This window comes from Chryseobacterium sp. BLS98, assembly GCF_001045445.1.
In the GTDB taxonomy this organism is placed as follows: domain Bacteria; phylum Bacteroidota; class Bacteroidia; order Flavobacteriales; family Weeksellaceae; genus Chryseobacterium.
Genome location: NZ_LFNF01000006.1, coordinates 1 through 21,511 on the forward strand (window position 1 = coordinate 1; position 21,511 = coordinate 21,511).

The 21,511-nt window shown below is 38.2% G+C and carries 16 protein-coding genes and 1 rRNA gene; 3 read left to right on the plus strand and 14 right to left on the minus strand.

From position 1 onward, the window contains the following. Positions 1-83, plus strand: a 5S ribosomal RNA gene (rrf, locus tag ACM40_RS19830); the annotation flags it as partial. Between the two features lie 206 nt (positions 84-289). Here rrf and ACM40_RS19835 read toward each other — a convergent pair. The 14 genes from ACM40_RS19835 to ACM40_RS19895 all read right to left on the minus strand — a co-directional run bounded on the left by ACM40_RS19835 (position 290) and on the right by ACM40_RS19895 (position 19,415). Beyond that, positions 290-811, minus strand: coding sequence for a hypothetical protein (locus tag ACM40_RS19835; protein WP_228376229.1), 522 nt, complete (start codon positions 809-811; stop codon positions 290-292). Between the two features lie 9 nt (positions 812-820). Continuing rightward, on the minus strand, positions 821-1,345 hold the full coding sequence (locus ACM40_RS19840; protein WP_053077136.1) for a hypothetical protein: 525 nt from the start codon (positions 1,343-1,345) through the stop codon (positions 821-823). Then, entirely contained in the window at positions 1,342-4,095 is a 2,754-nt protein-coding gene (locus ACM40_RS19845) for a hypothetical protein (RefSeq protein ID WP_048504541.1), read from the minus strand. The genes ACM40_RS19840 and ACM40_RS19845 overlap by 4 nt, the downstream gene beginning before the upstream one ends. Beyond that, entirely contained in the window at positions 4,088-4,888 is an 801-nt protein-coding gene (locus tag ACM40_RS19850; protein ID WP_048504542.1) for a WxL protein host-binding domain-containing protein, read from the minus strand. The genes ACM40_RS19845 and ACM40_RS19850 overlap by 8 nt, the downstream gene beginning before the upstream one ends. A 98-nt stretch (positions 4,889-4,986) precedes the next feature. After that, positions 4,987-5,565, minus strand: coding sequence for a hypothetical protein (locus tag ACM40_RS19855; protein ID WP_048504543.1), 579 nt, complete (start codon positions 5,563-5,565; stop codon positions 4,987-4,989). A 219-nt stretch (positions 5,566-5,784) separates the two neighbouring features. Next, a complete protein-coding gene (locus tag ACM40_RS19860) occupies positions 5,785-8,127 on the minus strand; it encodes a phosphocholine-specific phospholipase C (RefSeq protein ID WP_048504544.1) in 2,343 nt (780 codons plus the stop codon). A gap of 82 nt (positions 8,128-8,209) precedes the next feature. After that, positions 8,210-9,721, minus strand: a complete 1,512-nt coding sequence (locus tag ACM40_RS19865) for a SusD/RagB family nutrient-binding outer membrane lipoprotein (protein WP_048504545.1) — start codon at positions 9,719-9,721, stop codon at positions 8,210-8,212. Positions 9,722-9,741: 20 nt separating this feature from the next. Then, positions 9,742-12,885: a SusC/RagA family TonB-linked outer membrane protein gene (locus ACM40_RS19870; protein WP_048504546.1), complete on the minus strand. Its 3,144-nt coding sequence runs from the start codon at positions 12,883-12,885 to the stop codon at positions 9,742-9,744. A gap of 430 nt (positions 12,886-13,315) precedes the next feature. After that, the gene (locus ACM40_RS19875; RefSeq protein WP_048504547.1) at positions 13,316-14,920 is read right to left on the minus strand and encodes a hypothetical protein; all 1,605 of its coding nucleotides are present in this window, start codon (positions 14,918-14,920) and stop codon (positions 13,316-13,318) included. 114 nt (positions 14,921-15,034) lie between these two features. Further along, positions 15,035-15,823 (minus strand): SDR family oxidoreductase, encoded by a 789-nt coding sequence (locus ACM40_RS19880; protein WP_048504560.1) that lies wholly within the window; start codon positions 15,821-15,823, stop codon positions 15,035-15,037. 364 nt (positions 15,824-16,187) lie between these two features. Continuing rightward, positions 16,188-16,349 (minus strand): hypothetical protein, encoded by a 162-nt coding sequence (locus tag ACM40_RS20700; protein ID WP_165579332.1) that lies wholly within the window; start codon positions 16,347-16,349, stop codon positions 16,188-16,190. Positions 16,350-16,372: 23 nt separating this feature from the next. Next, positions 16,373-17,593 (minus strand): 3-phosphoshikimate 1-carboxyvinyltransferase, encoded by a 1,221-nt coding sequence (locus ACM40_RS19885; RefSeq protein ID WP_083996914.1) that lies wholly within the window; start codon positions 17,591-17,593, stop codon positions 16,373-16,375. Positions 17,594-17,679: 86 nt separating this feature from the next. Further along, a complete protein-coding gene (locus ACM40_RS19890; protein WP_040997695.1) occupies positions 17,680-18,006 on the minus strand; it encodes a nucleotide pyrophosphohydrolase in 327 nt (108 codons plus the stop codon). Next, on the minus strand, positions 18,006-19,415 hold the full coding sequence (locus ACM40_RS19895; protein ID WP_048504549.1) for a hypothetical protein: 1,410 nt from the start codon (positions 19,413-19,415) through the stop codon (positions 18,006-18,008). The genes ACM40_RS19890 and ACM40_RS19895 overlap by 1 nt, the downstream gene beginning before the upstream one ends. Positions 19,416-19,593: 178 nt before the next feature. Here ACM40_RS19895 and ACM40_RS19900 point away from each other — a divergent pair, with 178 nt between their 5' ends. Then, entirely contained in the window at positions 19,594-19,845 is a 252-nt protein-coding gene (locus ACM40_RS19900) for a type B 50S ribosomal protein L31 (RefSeq protein WP_040997690.1), read from the plus strand. A 229-nt stretch (positions 19,846-20,074) separates the two neighbouring features. Continuing rightward, on the plus strand, positions 20,075-21,235 hold the full coding sequence (locus ACM40_RS19905; protein ID WP_048504550.1) for a GlmU family protein: 1,161 nt from the start codon (positions 20,075-20,077) through the stop codon (positions 21,233-21,235). Positions 21,236-21,511 lie beyond the last annotated feature (276 nt).

The window sequence follows — 21,511 nt, forward strand, 5'->3', positions numbered from 1 at the left end:
CCTGTTCCCATTCCGAACACAGAAGTTAAGCCCACCAGCGCCGATGGTACTGCGACAAGCGGGAGAGTAGGCCGCCGCCAGTTTTTATTAAAAGTCTCATACAACTTGTTTGTGTGAGACTTTTTTTGTTATATACATCACTTTACTTTAATTCACTTTACTCCAGGGACGCATATATCAATATTATATCAAATATTCAAATAAATGATAAGTAATAAGCAATAAGTAATTGCAAACCTCTGTGGCTATGGCCTTAAGGTATTTGCTGATCATAATTAATTAGATTAACTTAATTACTTACCGTGAACACTATTTTACTGTTATAAGTTGCGGCAGGAATAGTTACAGATACGCCACTTAACTGGTATTGTATATTGATCCCGGTATAAGAAGTAACTGATAAAATAGTAGATATTCGGAATAATTCAAGGGCAGTCTGGGTTACAGTCTGATAAGCAGTTCCGCCTGATATACTGCATCCAATACATAAAGTAGTTCCATTGTTTGTCCTTTTTGCGGATAATACCAAAGAGCTGTCCCAGGTAGGATTGGCTTCATAATGTACATATACTTTTACGCTTCCCAATAAGGCAGGTAGGCCTACATTGAGAATAGATTGATTAGTGGCACTGGCATAGGTTCCGGCATAATTACTTCCAGCTTCTGTAATAGCAGGAACACTTGCAGTCCAATTGGTGCCTGAAACTGATACTGTTTGTGCTTTTGAGCTCATATCGAGCATGAAAAAAATAAAGCAGATGCATTTTGCTATGCATTCTTTATGGCGGAGAATAGTGCAGATTAATTTCATCTTTTTAATTTATTCAGTAATCGTATAAGTTATCACGACAGGAGTATTTGCTCTGGCCGAAAGATTAGCATAAGTATTTACAGTAAGACTGATTGTAAGTCTGTGCCCGTTATTAGCACCGTTTCCTGTATAAGCACCGCCTATTCCTGTAATAATGGTTGCAGCTGTTGTAGAGAGAGTAACCAGGCCGGATGATGTACCTAGTGTTCCGCCTCCGGCACCCGAGGCAGTTGCAGCCTGAATTCCTATATTCACTCCCGGGATCACCTGATTAATAGAAGCTGTAATTCTCCTGGTAAGTCCTCCGGAAGCAATTGCGGAAGTATAATTGATCCATTTTGTAGTATTGACAGCCGGAGCAGTTAAAGCCTGTCCTGCTTCTGTAGGGGCTGTAAAATTCAGCGTAAGGGTGCCTGCTGGTTCCACATCCATGAGAGTAACGACCGGAAGAGCCACAGCAATAAGTGTCTGTGAGAATAATGTGCCGGATATCATACATAAAATAAGGCCAATTATACACTGTTTTAATCTCATTTCTTCTTTTTTATTTCGTTGTACCCTACCTTTATGGTTTCCTGCTGGTATTTAATTTCACTTTGCTGTCTGACAATATGAATAGTCATGTTTTGGATTTGGGACGGTTTAAGCTCAAATTGATAGGAATCTGTCGCTATTTTGTACCTCTTGTCCAGACCGTTTCTGTAAAGCTTAACTTTCCATTCTCCCGGACGCAGATAAGTAAAATCAAATGTTTCCCCGAGAAATGCTATTTTCCTGTACGTATGTTCACCATCTGATATCTCAATAATAATGCTTTGCTTCTTGTTTTTTTCTTTTTTAGGCTGAAACTGTACAAAACTATACTGACTCTTTTCCTCTTCTTCAGAAAGCAAGATAATCCCCTTAATCATCGATGCTGTCGTTAAACCGAAATTAAAAGTATTTTCTTTGTTGGTAAGTTGTAATGATGCTGGCAGAGAAATATCGGAAATATCATTAATGTCTGTTGTAGAGCGGTCTATCTCAAGGAAATAATCTCCCGGAACAATGTTTTTGAAGAAGTAATTTCCATCTTTGTCTGTAACTGATAAATTGCTGCCCAGCATTAATTTAATTCCTTCTGTCTTTTTTACCCCCAGATTACTGATGTTTCCTGATAAAGAAATATATTCAGCAGTTTTTTGTACCGGAACATTGAGCCGGAGCGTATACCGTAAAGAAAATATAAAATCCTTATTACCAAGCTCACCACGCTGTAATGAATATCTTCCTGATAGATCAAGCTCGCTCCCCGGAAAAAGCTGCTGATGATATAAAACTTCAAACAGGTTTCTGTCCCTGAAATACTCCTCAGGCATATAATTATTCTGATAAAAAAGGCTCAGGCTGCTCTTATCAGAAAAGCGGCTGAAAATTCTGGCTCCATAATAAATCTGTCTCTGATTTTGGAGCTGATACCGTGAAGTAACGGCATAACTCGCAAAAACATTGAAAGATGTTTTAAATTTTTCAAAGGAAATATTGGTAGTGTAGAAGCTGGAATTTCCGCTAAACCCACTCAGGTAATTATTTGTTTTCCCTAACTGTCCCTGAAGATTTACCTGGAATATCCCTATCTTCTGATCGATACTCAATTTAAAATACTGCTCATAATAATCAAACTGCTTAGGCTCCAGACGGTCCTGGTATTTTTGAAAACCATTGTAAAAAGTGACTAAACCATTGGGCAGGTATTTATACTGGATCCCATACTGAAGAAAGCTTCTGTAAGGGGCAGCCAGGAATAAAGTATCTCTCTGAAAGTTTCTGGCATCCTGAACATAATTGGCAAACACGTTGATCTTTTTGGAAAAAGTATACTGAAGATTCCCGTTAAATGTGCTGGTATTGGTAAAATAACCGGCAAATTTCGGACTGGCTCTCATATACATTACGTTAGCGTTAAGCCTTTCAAAAGAAGCCTGGGCTTGGGCAAGATAAGCGGTGCCTTCCGCTTCATCATTTTTACTGTATGCAGCTTCCCCGGAAAGACTAATATTCTTTGAAACCTTGAATTTTCCTGCAGTATAAGGAAGATGAGTCTCAGAATAAAGCCTGATATTCCCGAAGTTTATCTCCCCTTTCCTGGGAATTTTATAAAGATATCCTGCTGTAATTTCAGATTCTTTACGGATTTTAAAGGTAGAATATACATTGAATTCATCTTTTATATCCCGGAAAAACCTCGGATGATTATAAAAACCACCAAAACTTACTTTTTTTAAATCATACCGGACCTCCGCACCACGTCCATATCTTGCAAACTCAGTTAAATATGAAGCCGAATACATTTTGTCCCCGAGATGAACAAAAAAATTGTTTCTTTTATAATTAATAAAATATTCTTCATATTGGGTAAAAGAATTGAACTCGACGGGGTTGGCAGATACAGCATGAAATTCAATCTGGTTCTTATTTTCTTTGTCTAAGCTCCCTTTTCCATATATTTCTCCCTGAAATCCATCCTCATAAATACCCATATTTTTCATCCCTATAAAAGAAAGAGAGGCTGAAACGGGAAGCCTGTGGTAAATATCATCTTCTATAGGTTTTACCGATATCACTTTAACACTTACATAGGCTGTCTGGTTTTCTTTTGGATTATCCGGGGAATAAACGGACAGATTAAGATTCTGAAATTCATTTTGTCCAAGTTCTGGATTGGTGATTTTATAAATATTGACTGTTTTTGACTCGTTCGGAGATAATGTTATAGAAGAATCGTTACCCACCACAGCATTCTTACTTTCCAGGATTAGTTTTTCTGTAATATTCCCATTATTTTTCAGGAGAAAAGAAGCTCGGATCGTATCACCGGCCCGGATAAATTCCGGTGAATTTAATGCTGTCAGATTAAGTTTTCTGCTCCCGGAAACAGTAATCTGTGAGTTTTTTGTAAAAGTTGCTCCGTCACGCCGGTCATTTCCGTGAAGAATGACGGAATAAATACCCTGTGCTGCTTCTGCTGCAATCCGGATAGGAACAATATAGACTGTTTTTTCACCGGCTGCTATTTCAATTTCTTCTCCTGATAAAATAGGAATAATGTAGGAGCTGGATGAAGTAACTGTAATGCTATATATTTTATTTTCTAATGAACGGTTCTCTAAAGGAAAAGAAATAGAGGTAGACATTCCGGGCATCAGGCTATCTTTTTTGGCGGCCAAAGGATTGGACTGTTGAGAAAAAATATGTGCCGGGAATAAGGATAAAAGGACGATATATAAAATCCAGTTTTTAATCATTTTTTACTTCTAACTCCACATTGAGTGCAAATGCATTGTCTTCTTCATCTGTAGCAATAAGAACAGCCTTGTACTGATCCGGCGGAACTTTACTGATGTCAATATAGAATGATTTGGAGGTCTGTGGTAATAGCCCCATTGCGGTGCTTGCATAGCTTCCGAGACGTTCTCCGGTTTTCCTGTTGTAGATTTCGATGGTTACGGATGGTTTGCAGTACAGACTGCCGTTGTTGGCTATTGCAATTTTTGCCGTCTGTTTTCCGTCTTCCTTTTCAATTTTTACGCTTTCAAACTTAAGATCAGGTTTTGCACTTTCGGATTTAAAATCAGTAATAACCTGGATGGCATACCGGATTACAGAAGTGATATTTACGCCTGCTTTATCATCATTCGGTTTGATGTCATCTACAGGTTCCACGATGATAACACTCCAGTAACTTCCGGGGTCAGGGGACTGGTCGGGAACTGTTATTTCATAAAATACTTCAGTTTTTTCTTTTGCCTTTAAAGTAATCAGGTTAGTATTAAGCCTGATCCAGTCTCCGTTACTTCTGCTATTGGTACGGATGGCGGTATAGTAGATAGATCCGTCAGCTTTGTAAGTAAAATCCTGTAAAAATAATTTCACATTCTGAGAAGCATTGCCTGTGTTCTCAATGCCGATTTTTCCTTTGTAAACTTTTCCGTTTTCCACTTTGTAAGTATGGGTAAGGCCGTTTAGAACGACAATACCGGCTTGTAGAAAGCTAAACTGCAGCATCAGGAACATTAAAAGAAAAATTCGCTTTATCATAATGATGTAAAGTTTGAAATTAAATTATTGACAATATAAAACCGGGAAGAAACTGATAAGCGACTTCCGCAGGCTTTACTTGTAAATGAAAGCTTGGACTAGTTGTCCGAGATCGTATACGTAACTGTTGCTACTGTAGTAGCTGTTGCCTGTAGGTCGGCATATACTGCTACCCCTCCAGGTCCGCTTCCTGCTGCCAGGGCATAGGTAAGATTGTGTCCGTTATTGGCTCCATTTCCTGTATATGCACTTCCGATTCCTGAAATAATGGTTTGATCTGCAGCACTCAGGGTAATCTGGGCAGCAGGAGTACCTAATGTACCGCCTCCACTGCCTGTGGCGGCGGCTGCTGTTACGTTGATATCAATTCCCGGGATAAGGGCATTTACTTTTACAGATACATTACGGGTAGGATCTGCCACAGATTTAATGGATGAATAATTCAACCAAAGCGTGTTGTTGGAAGTCGTTGGTGTGATGGGATTACCTGCTTCTGTAGGAGCTGTAAACCCTAAAGTAATGTTTTTGGTTGCAGCTGGTTCAATATCTACCAGGGCAACTTCAGGAATTGAAATGGTGATGGTATGATTGTCTGTATTAGTGTCTTGTGCCTTTAAACTACCGGAAAATGCAGCAGTAATTAAGCATACCGTAAGGCTTAGATTTAGTTTTTTCATGATATTGTTAATTAGTTACGTGAATTTGATTAAAGTTAGCAAATTATATCAATAAAATTATCTTTTTTTAATATTATTAATTATTTTATTATAATATTGCTTTATGTATTAAGATATTTATATGTGAATTATATAAAACCGCCCAATAATCCATAATTTATCATCATAATAAAAGTCCTGCACTCATTGCACAGGACTTTATTTTTTATAGCATTCAGATTACATCCAGTGTGGATCCGAAATAGAAACTTTTCCGGTTTCTGTTCTTCCGGCAAAATGCCAGACTTGGTCATTGTGTATAACTTTAAGATCATACCAGCCTTTATTTTTGCTGAAATCAACTTTTATTTTCTCTTCTGCCTGGCGCAGGGAAATAGTTTTTTTGGTGTTTTCATACAAATCTTCCAAGACAACTGAAATCTCTCCTTTTTTCTTTTTGAAAATCAGTTCTGCTTCGTTTCTTGAACTGCTACAGATCAATCGGACTTCTATTTCAGGCACATTGCTTCCGCTGAATTTCCTGAAAAAACCATTAGGCCCGAAAACTTCCTGATCATATTTTCCGGGATTTACGATATGGGAAAGCTCCTGTTTTGAATACAGTGCATAAGAGAAGTAGTAATGGCCACTGCTTAATTGAGTTCTGTCATAAATCAACAACGGAACTCCTGCTTCTTTTAAATTCGTCATTACAATCTTTCCGTTTTCCAGATTCACATGATAATGATAAGGCAGGGGATTGGATGGTCTGGTTCCCCTTTCCTGAATTTCAAGTAAATTTTCATCCAGTTCATTTTCAGAATACCATTTCAAATTGGGAACAGGCTTACTTTTGGCAGCGTTGATGGTTTTTGCAAAATCTTTCTGATCAAGGTAATCCATCTTTGGAGCTTTAAAGTTTGAAGAATTAAAGACAGAAGTCAAATCTCCACAAATCGCTCTTCTCCAGTCACTGATATTATCAATTTTAACATCTTTATTATATTTTTTCCGGATAAATTTTTCCAGAAACTGAAGAACAGAAGTATGGTCTGAAACTTCGGAATTCACAAAGCCGCCCTTCGTCCAGGGGGATGCAATGATCATAGGAACTCTATAGCCTAAACCAACAGTTCCTTCTATTCTTTCATGATTTTTCAGCGGAAGAGCAGACATATATTCCTGGGATTTATCAACATATTCCACTCCTTCCTTACTATTCATATCAACAGGCTGGCTTGGGTTGACTGGTGGGGCAAACGGAAGAACATGATCGAAATATCCATCATTTTCATCATAGTTTATAATGAAAATTGTTTTTTTCCAGATTTCGGGATCTTTGGTAAGAATATTTAAAACCTCTGAAATATACCATGCTCCGTACCAAGGTGATCCGGGATGGTCAGAGAAATGCTCTGGTGCTACCAGCCATGAAACAAGAGGAAGTTTTTTCTCTTCCACGTCTTTACGGAACTGGAACAGGACATCTCCTTTCGGAACAACCAGCCTTTCTCCATTTTCATCATTTCCGGTCTCCAGATTCCAGTAATCAGGATCGTTGATATTGGTAGTAAAAGCTTTTTCGTGAAGGTTCTTTTCAAACTGCGAAAGTTTAGCATAGTTTTCAGGAGTATATTTTTTCTGATCTTCTTCCAGTTCAGCGATCATCGTTTCCAATCTTTTCTTCTGATCAGGATTTTTTCCGATCTCTTTTTTCAGGGAAGCAATAATGTCAGGAATATTCTGTTGGTAACCTTTTGAAAATTTAACGTTGAATTTTGAAAACCATTCAATCGGATTATCTGTGAAATTACTCAGCCAGGCTTCCTGTTCGCCGGACATTCCTTTCGGAAGGCTGATTTCGTTCTGATAGATTTTCCAGGAAACATTCTGCTCTTCTAAAATTTCGGGAAAGCTTTTCCAGTGTGCCTGCCTTGCCTTATCATAGTCAATATTCTCGTTGTAGACATTGGCTTTTACCTTTCCGCTCTGCTGTTCTCTAAGTGTTCCCGACCAGTGGAAAAGCCTGTTGGGCGTTGTTCCCGTAAGCGAAGAGCAGAAATATTGGTCGAATATCGTAAATGCATCCGCCAGCTGATAATAAAAAGGAAGGTCTTCCCGGTTATAGTAGCCTAAAGTAAGCGGAATGTTTTTATAATCTTTATTTCCGGAGGCCTTGAACTGAAGCCATTTGTCATATTTTCCTTTGTTTAAAGCTTTCTGCTGATCTGCCCATGAATGCGGCAGAGAGCTCATCCAGGTAGATTTTGTATTTCTAAGATCTAATCTCGCAGGGGAAGCGTATTTTCCGCCATCATCTTTCTGGAAAAAAACGGAATGTCCATCTTCTTTAACGAAAGCTCTTTTGTCAAGGAATCCTCTAACCCCTTTTAATGCTCCGAAAGCATGGTCAAAAGAACGGTTTTCCTGCATCAGAATCACTACATGTTCGGCATCATAAAAGGTGGACATTGCAGCAGGTTCAATGGCCAGTGCTTTTAAAATAGCAGGGTGAAGAACACTTGATGTTCCCAGCCCGGCCAGCAAAAGGCTTGATTTTTCTAAAAATTCTCTTCTGTTCATAGTTCAGTCTTAATAAGAAATAAACCGCAAGTTAATTGGATTTTCCTGCGGTTTAGTTGTTTTTAATAAATATTTTAGGTTCTTACTGCAGCCACCACGGTTTGGAATTGATATTGTCATTTCCTCCGTATTGAGCTGCTAGTGCTGCTTTCAGATTGGTACTGTTATAATTATATTCTGCTTGCGGATATCTGAATCTGAATGGTGCAGAAACTCCTGTCTGCAAAGGATAGTTCGGATATCCTGTCCTTAAATAATCATAATAAGACGTCCATTGGCTTTGGTGGAACATCGTCATATATTTTTGAGTCAAAATCTTCTCCAAACGGGTCTGAAGCGGATCTGTATCATTATAAACGACTAATGGATTTGTCAAATACTGATTGACATCAAAACCGGAAAAGTATTGCCCCGGATTTTTCACATAAGTCTGGTAAAAACTAAAGCTTCCTTTAATAGCATTGTCATAATGTGTTTTTGCAGACCCGGAAATCCAGCCTCTGGCTGCAGCTTCGGCTAGGATAAATTCCAGTTCCGGATAGCTCAGCACGGAAGAAGGCTCATTGGTAGGATCTTTGTAAAAACGGTCATTGACCTTAGAAATATTTTTTGCGGTGATCAGCGCTGCATTGTCAGAATAGGAAGAAGTAGGATTTCCTCCGTTGTAGCCTGTGAAGTCGGTAATGGGCTTTCCTGCTTCTTTTGCGGCAGTAGTCTGTGCGGCAAAAGTGAAAAGACGTGGGTCCTGTCTTGCTTTAAAAAGGTTGATAAAATAATCGGCCATATATAAACTTGATCCGTAACCACTGTTATTGAACATGGTATATCTGCTGTCTGCTGCATCGGCAAATTTAAGCTCCCCATTATCTGAAATAGAGGTCATTAAAGGCTGGCTTGCTGCGATTGAAGCAAATTCAGTGGCGATATTGTAACTTCCCAATGTCGTTTTTTTAGACATGGTAATTAAAATTTTAAGACGGAAAGAATTGATCAGTTTTTTCCATTTTGAAGCGTCGCCGTTATAGATAATGTCGCCTTCAATTTTATCATTGGAATTGATCAGGTCATTGGCTTCTTTCAATTCAGATAAAATTCCTGCCATTACTGTTTCCTGGCTGTCATATTTGGGCTGGGTAATTCCGGCTTCCCCTTTTGCGGCTTCGGTATAAGGAATGCTTCCGAATTTTAGGCTTAAATTGAAGAAATAATACGCCCTGTAGAATTTGCCGATGGCACTGTAGTTCTTATTGTTGATCTTTTCGGCTTCCTGCATCATTTTTACTGTGTTCAGAATGCCTTTCGTGTATACGTCGAAAGAAGCATCATTCCATTTCATGTACTGATACGTATTTTCTCCGTCTGTACCAATCATCATTCTCGAAGCATACATATTGTCGCCGTTTACCTGGAAAGCATCTTTTGAAACATACGTCAGAAGAACCTTAGGATCTACACTGGCCTGGTCATTAGGGTTTTCATTGATTTTATCAAGATCGGTTTCACATGAGGCGAGGATCAGAAGCCCTGCAACCGCAATCGTCTTTATGCTGAATTTTTTTAGCGATTTCGCTACAACATTTATATTATTTTTCATTGTTCAGAGATACTTATTCATTAAAATTTAAGATTAAAGCCTATTCCTATCCATCTGCTGGAAGGGTCCTGGATATCATTGCTGTCTTTCTTGAGCTGGTAATCAGGATCGGAATAAAGATTTTTGGACTTTTTCCACATCGCCAGATTATAAGCAGAAATATTGGCTGTAAAATTTTTGATCATGCCTTTAGGATTCAGGAGGTATGAGAAATCGTATTCCAGGACTACGGACCTCAGCTTAATGAAGGTTCTGTCGAAAACATTGGCAAACAATTCACTTTCATCTTCCGTTACCCTTGCCTGATAAGGATAATTCTGTGCCCAGTCCTGGAAACTGATTGGCTTTGTATGTTGTGTATAGGTTCCGGTAGCTGCATTATAATTTACTCCGTCCGGTACAAAATAGTAGGTTCCCGGATTTGCATATTCAAGATCCCTGTAGGCTGTTGAGTTCGGATGTTTTCCTCCCCACCACATTTTTTCTACAACCTGGGATCTCATCACACCTCCGATACTTCCGTCGATTCCGATATTCAGCGTGAACTTCTTATATTTAAAGGTATTGTTAAAACCAAATGTCCAGTCCGGATTGAAGTGGCCGAGGTTACTTGGTGCATCTGCTCTTGTAGGCATACCTGTAGCGGCGTTCAGGATTACTTTCCCGTCCGGGGATTTCTTCCATGTATAATCGTAGAAGCTGTCCATTCTTTCACCGAGCTTAATATTGTTGTAGTTTGGCATATCGTCATAGATGGAGGTTAGTTTTTGCTCATACGTGCTCCAGTTGATTAATGATTTCCAGGTAAAATTGGCTGTTTTTACCGGAACCAATCCCAAAGAGATCTCCAGCCCCTTCGTTGTATACTCATTTCCATTTACATACTGAGAGGTAAATCCGGATGAAGGAGCTGCCGGGAATTGCAGAATGTTGTTATAATCCAGCGTTCTGAAATAAGTAACATCCAAAGTAACCCTGTTTTTAAATAATCCTGCGCTCAATCCCAGTTCATAAGATTTGGTCTGTTCCGGTTTTAAGGAATTTTCAACATTGAGGATGGTAGGATAATTGTACATCGGATTTCCATTGAAAGTAGCTCCTTGATTGTTCAGATAATAGTTTCTTATGGAATACGGCTGGAAATCGTAGGCAACCTTGGCCCATGAAGCTGAAAGTTTTAAAAGATTGACAGCTTCCGGCATTTTGACAAGATTTGAAATAACCGCACTTACTGATGCAGAAGGGTAGAAGTAAGATCTGTTGGCTTTCGGAAGGGTAGAAGACCAGTCATTACGTCCTGAAACGTTGATGAAAAAAGCATTGTACAAGCCAATATCAATTGTTGAATAGGCACTGTAGATCAGTTTTTCCTTAAGATAATCATAATACTTTACCGCTCCGGTTGAGTTTTCCAGAGTATATAGTTCCGGGATTTTTAATCCGTCTGTAGATGCATTATCCACATTGTTTTTATAATAAAAAGTAGAACCTCCGGCATTGATCGTAAAATCAAAATTATCAGATATTTTTTTCTTGTAAGTTGCAAGGATATCGGAGTTAAGGTTCCATGTTTTGGTATCATTCAGAAGATAACCTCCGCTTCTTGGAGCACTATAATTAAAATAAGAGTAAGGACTTAATATTTCCTGCTTATTATGGTTCTCAACGATGGATACTTTCCCTTTTACGGAGAAATCTTCAGTGGCTTTATATTCAAGGCCGGTCTGTGCATTGATGACATTGGTCCTGTTTTTATTCTTGTAATACTCAGCGCCGAACCAGGGGTTATTGTACCATGCATAGTTCCAGTTAGCCTGTGCAGTTCCTTCTTTTCCCGGAATCCACATATGGTTTTTAAGATCCCTGCCGTCTACATCTGCTCCCATCCAGATCAGGATGGTGTACATATGTCCGCTTGGATTATAATCGTAGTTGGGAATATTGGGCGTAAAGGTTTGATTGAAATTAAATTTGGTATCAAAGGTTAATTTCTCTCCCAGATGATTTTCAGATGAAAAGTTGACACCGTAACGCTGCAGATACGAACCGGGAATCCTGTCATCATAATTCATGAAATTTCCGGACAGTCTGTAAATATCTTTATTGTTTTTATAGCTTACTGCGAAACTGTTATTGTTAATAACTGCAGGTTTTAAGAAAATATCGAGGTTATCATGATACTGCCAGTCGATCGGGACTCTTTCGTACCTTGATTTATCATTATATTGGGTTCCTGCCACTGCTCCGTACCACGGAATTACCTGGCCTGTCATCTTATCCCTGATCGGGCTGTTCCATTGGGCAATTTTCAGTCCGGGAACAAATTTAGGTCCCCAGATCATATCACCGTCATTCACACCACCGTCGGCGCCGTCCCAGAATTCATATTTCCCGTGAGATCCGTTTCCGTATTCATTCTGAGTTTTTGGAAGGTTGGTAAATCCTGCCGTTATCATGGTGTTTTGTGAAAACTCTACAGAAAAGCCTTTCTTTCTGGCGCTTTTTGTTGTAATCAGGACAGCTCCGTATCTTCCTCTTGAGCCGTATAAAGCGGAAGCTGTAGCTCCTTTAAGAACGTTGATGTTTTCGATATTATTGGGATCCAGGTTTTGGAAAACTTCTTTTTCTACAATCACACCGTCGATTACGAAAACCAGATTGGAGTTTCCTCTTAGTGTAAACTGTGGTGCCTGCTGCATCCCTGTCGGATTGGAAACATTAAGCCCGGCTACCTGTCCGGAAAATAAATTTCCTATACTTGGTGTGGTAATGGTCTCAAATTGTTTGGTTCCTACTTCCTGGGTCGCATAGCCTATCTTTTCCTTCTTTTTGGCAATCCCTAAAGCGGTAATCACTACACCTTCAATCTGTTTTTCATTGGCTTTTTTTAAAACAACGGAATATTGTCTTCTGGAAGAAACTTCTACAGTGTACATTGAAAAATCCGGTGCGTAAAACTCAAGGATATCTTTTGGGTTGGCTGATATGGTAAAATTACCGCTTTCGTCGGTTACTGTTGTTTTTCCGGTGTTTTTGTCGGTGATGCTTACGCCGGAAACACTGGAACCGTTTTCGGATTTTACATTTCCGGTGATGTTAATTTCCTGGGCAGTGAGATAAAGGGGGAGTAAAAAAACAGCAAAAGTAGCTAAAGTCTTCTTCATTTTTTTGAGAGCAAATTTAGCGGAGTACTGTTACCTGAATTTTAATGTGGTATTAAAAGAAAAATACTTTTTAATATTTTTTAACAAGAATATTTAACATAATAATAAAATTGAAAAGGCTGTTTTATTTTAATATTTTGCTTTTTTTATACTATAATAATATTCTTGTATGCAGTAGTTTTGACTGAATATTTTTTTAATGCAAAGGCGGGAATCAATTAAAATTGATTCGATGAAGCGTGTGGATATAGCATCCGCTTATTCAGTGGCGAAGCCGATGTCTTTGCTTTACTTAAAAATAATAGATTTCTATATAAAACCTTCGCGTTAAAAAATTCTTGCCATCTATTCATGGAATGCTAAGCTTGTTTCTTTAATATCAAGTTTGAATTTAAAGATATTAGCTAATTGAAATAAGGATAAAGTTTTTTTAAAACCTGCTCAGGATTCCCCAATGGATCTTGATATCATTGAACTTAAAAGGATTTCCGAATTCATTACCATTGGAAAGCTGGAAGCTCATCAGCCCGATAGGAATAAAGAAATTGAACCCAAGCCCTACACTGTAAAGTTTAGGTTTTACATTTAAAGATTTGTTATTGAGCTGCCCATATTGTCCGAAAAAGTCAAAAAATGCCTGGCTTCCAATGAGATACCGGTATTCCAGGCCTGCATAGTAGTAGAAGTCGCCGGCCAGGGATTTCTCATTGAAACCGCGCATGGAATTCCAGCCCCCGAAACGGTACAATTCATTGGCAGAGAATTCAACTTTGGAATCCATCATGGCGCCTTCCGCTTTTATATTGAGAAAATGGTTTCCGGAAATATGGTAATTATGTTCACCGAAGAAATAAAACTGGTTCTGGTTGGCTTTAATATTATCTTTGGTATAGGTGGTTGTCAGGTAATCATAGCCGGCATTAATCCTCGTTTTGTACAGGAAAAGATCAATATCTGTAGGTTCCGTCATTTCAAACCAGATCCCAAGCCCTTTTTTATTATAATCTTTCCCCTGAACATACAGCGTATCAATAATGCTGGAAGATTCAAGAGTTCCCCTGAGTCCTATCCTGTTGCGGGAATTGATGTGATAATAAAAAGCCGGAAGGAACTTCACATTGGCAAAAGTGGAATCCTGTCGGAAAATATTGACTTTCAGATTCATCCCGACATTGGATTTAAAAAGGTAAGGAATATCTGTCTGGAGATCAAAAGTTTGTCCCTTGTCCGGGTTTCTTTGCCAGTAAAGGTTAACCGTCTCAAAACCATTGAACATATTCCTGAAGTTCACATTCAGGGTTCCGTTCAGTGTAAATTTTTCCGTCTTGTCGTTTCCAAAACCAATTACCCCATCAAACGTATTGGTCTTTTTCTTTTCCATAAACAGGTAAATGCTTGTGGAGTCTTTAGTAAATAAAGTTTGGGGAGGCCGTTCAAGGGTGACAAAAGCATGGCTCTGAAAATTCTTGCTGATGGCCAGAAGGTTTTTGTCATCATAGGTCTTCCCTTTGAATTCCTTTTCCAGGTTTTTCATAAATCTTTTAGGAACCCTTTCGTAACCTTTTACTACAAAATTATCAATGGTCCGTTTGTCATTTTTGTTGACATCCAGCTCTATGACAGGGTAGCCGTTTTTCTGGCCTTTATATTTGGATTTAAGACGGCTGAAAGAATATCCGTCATCTATATACCTTTTGTTGATGCTTTTCTTGGTTGAATCTAAATTTTTAGTGAAAAAATCCTTTTTTATGTTTAGTCTCAAGGCAACAGAATCAGAAAGGTCTACATAGGTTTCATTAAAGTTTTTTCCTTTGTCATAGAAAATTTCTGTGCTGTCGCCTTTCACTTTTACATCCTTCAGCTTGGTGAAGAAATAATTGCTCTGGGATAAAGAATCCAGAAATTTTGCTGCGGAAAGAGAATCCTTTACTTTTTTCCTGACATTGGTTTCCGTATCAATCAACCAATACTGCTTTTTCTGCGCTTGTACAAAAACGCAGAACAGGATAAAAAATATTTTCAGAAATAACTTCAATGTTCTGTTTGTTTAAACCATCAGATGTTTAAAATTGAAAAAGCAAAGCTGGCTTAATGATTCTTAACAACTCAATATATCTTAATGGTTTAAAAGTATATTAAATAACTGAATTTAATCCAGTTTATTATATTTTTTCATCAGATTCTCATAAGTTCCCTGGGGAAGAATCCATTTCAGGGGAACACCAATTTTCTGTCCGAATTTACCGAAATAATAATGGGCTTTCCATTTGTTTTTATTCAAAAGAGTTTCCACATAGGCTGCCACTTCAAGAGGATCGGTTCCATCACCTACATGCGAATTCATCAAGGCATAAACTTTATCAAATATATTTTTATAAGGTTCAGAAACTTGTGTCTTTACCCTGTTTTCTGCAATATTTGTTTTGATGTCACCAAGATGTAACGAGCAGACATCAATATTCCATGGGTATACTTCATATCTCATTGCTTCTGTTACCTTGTCCAAAGCAGATTTGGAAGCAGAGTAAAAGCCGCGGAAAGGAAGTCCCATTTCACTTCCGATACTTGAAATATTGATGATCTTTCCAAATTTATTTTCCCGCATTTTCGGAAGAACGGCACTCATCATCTGGACAGCTCCTACAAGATTCAGGTTGAAAAGCTTTAAAATATCTTCCTTTGTAGAGTCTTCCACGGCGCCTACCATTCCCATTCCTGCATTATTGATCAGGACGTCGATCCTTGATTCTGTTTTTAAAACTTCAGCGATGGCATTCTGAACGGCAGTATTATCGGTAACATCGGTCGAAATAGATGTGAAATATTGGCTTTCTGTATGCTTCCGGCTTAAACCGTATACTTTATGGCCTTTTTTTCCGAAATATTCGGCGAGTACAAAACCTATTCCCGATGAGGTACCGGTGATGATAATAGTCATTGGATTGATTATGATTTTAGACTTTTGTTTTTTCCTCCGGCTGCTGTGTTTCAGCACAAACCGTATTTCTGCAAATGTAAAAAAAGAAATAGGAACTCTATTATTTATTGGTACATAAAATTGCTCAGAAACAAAATCTGAACTGTTTTCTGAATTTGATCTAAAGGTTATTGATAAATTGTGGATAACTCTGTGGATAAGTAGGTGAATAAAATAATACGGAAATTGTCAGAAGTTTAATTTTTTTTATTATGTTTTTGATTATTAATGGTATACGTATTTTTCTGAACCAGGTATTTTAAATTTGTTTTCCCCAATGCGGAAATTGTTCATTTCAATCAGTGTCCTGAAATAATAATCGTTTTTATCCGGACCTCCTCTGGCTTTGGCAATTTTTATCTTTAACTAAAGTCATGATCTTCCCATTATTTGTTTTAAATGAGAAAACTGCTTCTTCATTGGGAAGCAGGTATTGAGACCAAGCGAATAAAGGCATCAGAGAAAATAATACTACATATTTTGTCATGATATTACATTTTCAGGCTTTCATCAAGCCATAATATCAGCCAGATCTTTCCAGAACATAGGGTAAGATTTTTCCACGACATCTTCTTCCTCAATATTGAGTTCTTTAATGAGGCAGTACGGGGCAAAACTCATCGCCATCCTGTGATCCTGGTAAGTTCCGATGGAAATATGCTCTTCCGGTTCTCCGAAGCTCACGGATTTGATGGTAAGGTCTGTAATCTCTGTTTCAGTGCCCAGTTTTTTCAGTTCATTATATAAAGCCTGTAGCCTGTCGGTCTCTTTTACCCTTAGCGTTCCCAGTCCGGAAATATCAAATGGAATTTTTAATGCAGCGGCTGTTACGCAAAGCGTTTGTGCAATATCGGGGCAGTTATTCATGTCCAGGACGATTTTTTCCGGGAAAACAAAATCAGGCTCCGGCTGAAGGGTAAGCCTGTGCTCGTCTTCGATGAAGATGGTTTTGATTCCGAAAAATTCTTCATAAATTTTAGCAATTGCAGAATCTCCCTGGGTAGATTCTTTATAAAAGCTTTTCAGGTGGATGGTTTCTCTTCCCAGCGCACAGATTGAGTAGAAGTACGAAGCCGAGCTCCAGTCACTTTCTACCTCGTAATGTACCGTTGGAGATTCACCATTCGGATCAAACGGTTCAACTTTAATGGTGTTTCCTTCAAAGCTGTTTTTAATCCCAAATCTTGTCAGGATATCCAGAGTCATTTCTATATAGGATCTTGAAGTAACTTCGCCAACCAGATGAATCTCCAACCCGTTTTCAAGTTTTCCTGCAATCAAAAGAAGGGACGTAATGAACTGGCTGGATATATTAGCCGGTACATTTACCTGCTTTTGAATGATTTTCCTTCCTGTGATCTTTAAAGGCGGGAAACCTTCATTTTCCATGTACTCGATCTCAACTCCTAAATCCTTTAATGCATTGACCAGATTTTTAATCGGTCTTTCCTTCATTCTTTTGGAGCCGGTAAGAATTGTTGTTTTTCCTTCAGATATCGAATAATAGGAAGTGAGGAAACGCATGGCTGTTCCTGCGTGATGAATGTCTACGGTTTCTGTGTTTTCAGACAGTGCTTTTTTAAGCAGCTGGGTGTCCTGGGAATTAGACAGATTCCCGATCTGTATATTTTTGAATAAACTTTCCAAAATCAACAAACGATTCGAAATGCTTTTCGAACCGCTGATCTGAACTGTTTTATCTGCTGATAATTTAGATTTTTCTAGCTTCATTATTTCTTCTGTTAAAGACATCAGATGTTAGATGTCAGGGTATATAAAAGTCTGATATCTGGCATCTGTCATCTGATATCTATATATTATTTCAACTTTTCGTTGTTCTGATGCCGGTCCTTGTCACGGTCCGTTTTAATCTTCATTTTTTTGTCGAAGGCTTCCTGCAAATTCACTCCGGTTTGGTTGGCTAAACATAAAGTAACAAAAAGTACGTCTGCCAGCTCTTCACCAAGATCTTTACTTTTATCGCTTTCTTTTTCACTTTGCTCCCCATATCTTCTGGCAATGATGCGGGCTACTTCGCCTACTTCTTCGGTCAGCATGGCCATATTCGTCAGTTCATTGAAATAGCGGACTCCTATGGTTTTGATCCATTCGTCAACCTGTTGCTGCAGTTGTGTGATTTCCATTATTGATAAGCTCCAAGAGTAGGGTTTGTTGTTCTCGATACATTCACAATATCAAAAGGTACTGTTCCTGCTACTGTCACGTTTCCTTTTCCTCTTGCCGGAGATGCGGTTTTTACCCTTAGGTTCATCTTCGCTGCAAAGTAGTTGAGAAATTGAGGATCTTCATTCTTGATGCTCTGTATTACTCTTACATTATTATCAAAAGGGAAACCGGCTTCAGGCACCCCTGAGTATTTGATGAGTGAGTTCTGGATCAGGAACTCAAACTGCTGCCCCGGAGTCTGCTCAAAATTGACAGAATTATCTCTGTCTGAAAATACAATGCTGTTTTTTATATCAAGACGTTGAAGTGCCCCTTGTTCTGTGGTCCCGGCAGCATTCTTCCATTCATTGGTTGCTGTGATCCCGTTTCTGTTAAAGGATCCCATGGTTTTAGAATAATTGGCAATCGTAGCATGGGTATAGCTGTGGTTTCCACCTCTGAAAATCCCGATACATGATTCACCGCAATTGTTCATTACCAGGTTTTTGGCAGTCACTGTTGATCCTACTGCATAAATACCGTATTCGAAGAAAGTATGGATGAATGAATTGCTGATATTGGCTGTATTCTGTTTCATGTCAAACCCTCTTGTCCCTCCGAAAAGTCTTGCAAAATTCATATTCAGGGTGGAGTTGGGTTCCATCCGGATAGAATTCCAGTTCTTAGGAATAGTGTCGTAATATGGGTCATTTCTGTCTCCGCGCAGGATTACCTCATTGTCAAAAACACCGTTGATATTCAGGGTTGCACCGGATGATACTTTCATGCCGCTGTTTTTGTGGAAGTAAACTTTGGTTCCCGGCTGGATATCCAGGGTAATATTAGGATCGATAGTAAGATTTCCGTAGATGATCTTGGCTTTGTTGTTATTCCATGTGGTATGGGTAGAAATTACATTGGGATTAGTAGGCGTTTCGATGAAAAATTCAGCATCCTGCACTACTGAGAATAGGGTCACATGCTGTTGTCCTGCACCGCTGCTGAAAAGAATTTTGTCTTCGGCAATAGCTTCAGGACCCGTAGCTTCAGGGGCTATTTCCACAAAAATATACATGCTGTCCTTCTTTCTCAACGGAACATCTTTGAAATCATAGCCCGGCTTTCCGTCTACATTGATCCTGTATAGTGATGAGCTTCCTTTTTCCAGATTAATTCTTGGAATAAGAACATCCTTATCTTCATTATTATATACTTTTACAACGTAAGTTTCAGAACGTACCTGGTGATAGACCGTGTCGCAGAATACCGTATCCTTTGAGAAACTCAGCTGCTGTGAAGGAGCATCAAAGGTAATATCATCCTTATTACACGATACTGCTACAAGAAGCATCCAAAATGAAAAAGCCAGTAATAGTTTGAATTTCATCGAAATTAAAGTTTAAGATTTCAAATTTAACGAAAATACTTTGAATTTCTTATCAAGAAAAAATATTGGAGAGGGTATTTGTATATTTCAAAAAATGTTGTACTTTTGCAACCTAAAATTAGCAGAGAAATACCATTACTATTTCGAAAGCAAACTTTAATTTTTTAAAAATTGTATTATGAAAAAAGGAATCCACCCAGAAAATTATAGACTTGTTGTTTTCAAAGATATGAGTAACGACGAGGTGTTTCTTTGCAAATCTACTGCAGAAACTAAAGATACTATTGAATACGAAGGACAAGAATATCCATTGATCAAAATGGAAATCTCTTCAACTTCTCACCCTTTCTATACTGGTAAAGTGAAATTAGTAGACACTGCAGGTAGAGTTGATAAGTTTATGAACAAATACAAAAAATTCGCTAAGTAATTTTTTGTTACCCAACTATATGAAGCCTTCCAATTTATTGGGAGGCTTTTTTATGATGCAAATTAATAGAACTGTTAAGATAAAACAGAATCCTCTAATTTTCAGATTCTAATTTCTAACTTTTCTTTCGGGCTATTTTTTGTATTTTTGTTCTGAATGGAAATTAGAAGGGTGAAGCTTTTACGTTTCAGCCTCTAAATCCTGACTTCTAATTTTTAACCTTTACACAATGCAATTAGTATTTTCAGATGCCCAATATTGGGAAGATTTTCTTCCGCTTACTTTTACCCGTCCTGTTGCCGCCATGAGATGCGGAATCCTGACTTTTTCCGAACGATGGCAGAAAATTCTGGAAAATAATGAAGTTTCCTATTTCACAGAAAATTATCTTCAGAATAAATTTAAGAACCCCGAAGAAAAAGAAAGCCTTTTCCTGGTTGCTAATTTTTTACCTACAGAAACAGTGATCCGCCAAATCAAGGAACTTAAGCCGGGTGAAGCACTTGTTTACGAAGATGAACTTATTGCAGCAAGGATCAATATGAAAGGATTTTCTCTGAATCAGATCGAAAAGATGACGGATATTAAAGAGAATTTAACTTTCTTTAAAAAGCCTTCAGATCTGTTTACCTATAATCATCTTGCCATAGATTTTGACTTCAATTTACTGACTGCAGGAAGAACGTCACAGGAATTATCTTCCACTAACGGATTTTTAGGTGATAAAAAAGACCTGTTCATTGAAGAAGGAGCCCAGATAGAATTCTCTACGATCAACACGAAAACCGGAAAGATTTATATCGGAAAAAATGCTGAGGTAATGGAAGGCTGTAACCTTCGTGGGCCTATTTCGCTGGGAGAGGATTCTAAGTTTAATCTAGGATCTAAAATTTACGGAGCTACTACCATTGGCCCGCATTGCAAAGTCGGAGGCGAGGTCAATAATATTATCATATTTGGCTATTCAAGTAAAGGACATGAAGGGTTCGTCGGGAATTCTGTCATCGGAGAATGGTGTAATTTCGGTGCTGATACCAATTCTTCTAATCTTAAAAACAACTACAGCCCGGTAAAACTCTGGAATTACAGAACAAAAGCTTTTGAAGATACAGGACTTCAGTTCGCAGGTTTGATCATGGGTGATCATTCTAAAACAGCCATCAATACCCAATTGAATACAGGAACCGTGGTGGGTGTTGCCTCCAATATCTTTAAGCCGGGATTTCCGCCAAACCTTGTGGAAAATTTCTCGTGGGGCGGAGGTAAAGATGATGAGAAATTTAAACTGGATAAAGCTTATGAAGTTGCCGAAAGGGCAATGGGAAGAAGAAAAGTGGCTTTAGCAGATGAAGATAAAGCGATATTGAAACATATTTTTGATACCTATTAATATTGAAGGCCTCCATTTCGGAGGCTTTTGTTATTTGTAATATTAAGTATTGAATTATTTGTTCTCCCTCAGATTACACAGATTTTCACAGAACATCATGCCTGCCGGATCTTCATCATAAAAGAAAATTTTATTGAATCTACGATTAAAAAAATCTGTGAAAACCTATATTATTTGCGGAAATTAAAAAAGTTATAGAGCTAAAGCTGATTATAAGATTTTCAAATTATCTTTTTTAAAGAAAAAATAGTTAGTTTTATAAGCATCACAGAAACT

Bases quoted from the DNA above. Each gene is read 5' to 3' on its own strand.
- ACM40_RS19835 (WP_228376229.1), bottom strand. From the start codon at position 811: ATGAAATTAATCTGCACTATTCTCCGCCATAAAGAATGCATAGCAAAA.
- ACM40_RS19840 (WP_053077136.1), bottom strand. From the start codon at position 1,345: ATGAGATTAAAACAGTGTATAATTGGCCTTATTTTATGTATGATATCC.
- ACM40_RS19845 (WP_048504541.1), bottom strand. From the start codon at position 4,095: ATGATTAAAAACTGGATTTTATATATCGTCCTTTTATCCTTATTCCCG.
- ACM40_RS19850 (WP_048504542.1), bottom strand. From the start codon at position 4,888: ATGATAAAGCGAATTTTTCTTTTAATGTTCCTGATGCTGCAGTTTAGC.
- ACM40_RS19855 (WP_048504543.1), bottom strand. From the start codon at position 5,565: ATGAAAAAACTAAATCTAAGCCTTACGGTATGCTTAATTACTGCTGCA.
- ACM40_RS19860 (WP_048504544.1), bottom strand. From the start codon at position 8,127: ATGAACAGAAGAGAATTTTTAGAAAAATCAAGCCTTTTGCTGGCCGGG.
- ACM40_RS19865 (WP_048504545.1), bottom strand. From the start codon at position 9,721: ATGAAAAATAATATAAATGTTGTAGCGAAATCGCTAAAAAAATTCAGC.
- ACM40_RS19870 (WP_048504546.1), bottom strand. From the start codon at position 12,885: ATGAAGAAGACTTTAGCTACTTTTGCTGTTTTTTTACTCCCCCTTTAT.
- ACM40_RS19880 (WP_048504560.1), bottom strand. From the start codon at position 15,823: ATGACTATTATCATCACCGGTACCTCATCGGGAATAGGTTTTGTACTC.
- ACM40_RS20700 (WP_165579332.1), bottom strand. From the start codon at position 16,349: ATGACAAAATATGTAGTATTATTTTCTCTGATGCCTTTATTCGCTTGG.
- ACM40_RS19885 (WP_083996914.1), bottom strand. From the start codon at position 17,593: ATGAAGCTAGAAAAATCTAAATTATCAGCAGATAAAACAGTTCAGATC.
- ACM40_RS19890 (WP_040997695.1), bottom strand. From the start codon at position 18,006: ATGGAAATCACACAACTGCAGCAACAGGTTGACGAATGGATCAAAACC.
- ACM40_RS19895 (WP_048504549.1), bottom strand. From the start codon at position 19,415: ATGAAATTCAAACTATTACTGGCTTTTTCATTTTGGATGCTTCTTGTA.
- ACM40_RS19900 (WP_040997690.1), top strand. From the start codon at position 19,594: ATGAAAAAAGGAATCCACCCAGAAAATTATAGACTTGTTGTTTTCAAA.
- ACM40_RS19905 (WP_048504550.1), top strand. From the start codon at position 20,075: ATGCAATTAGTATTTTCAGATGCCCAATATTGGGAAGATTTTCTTCCG.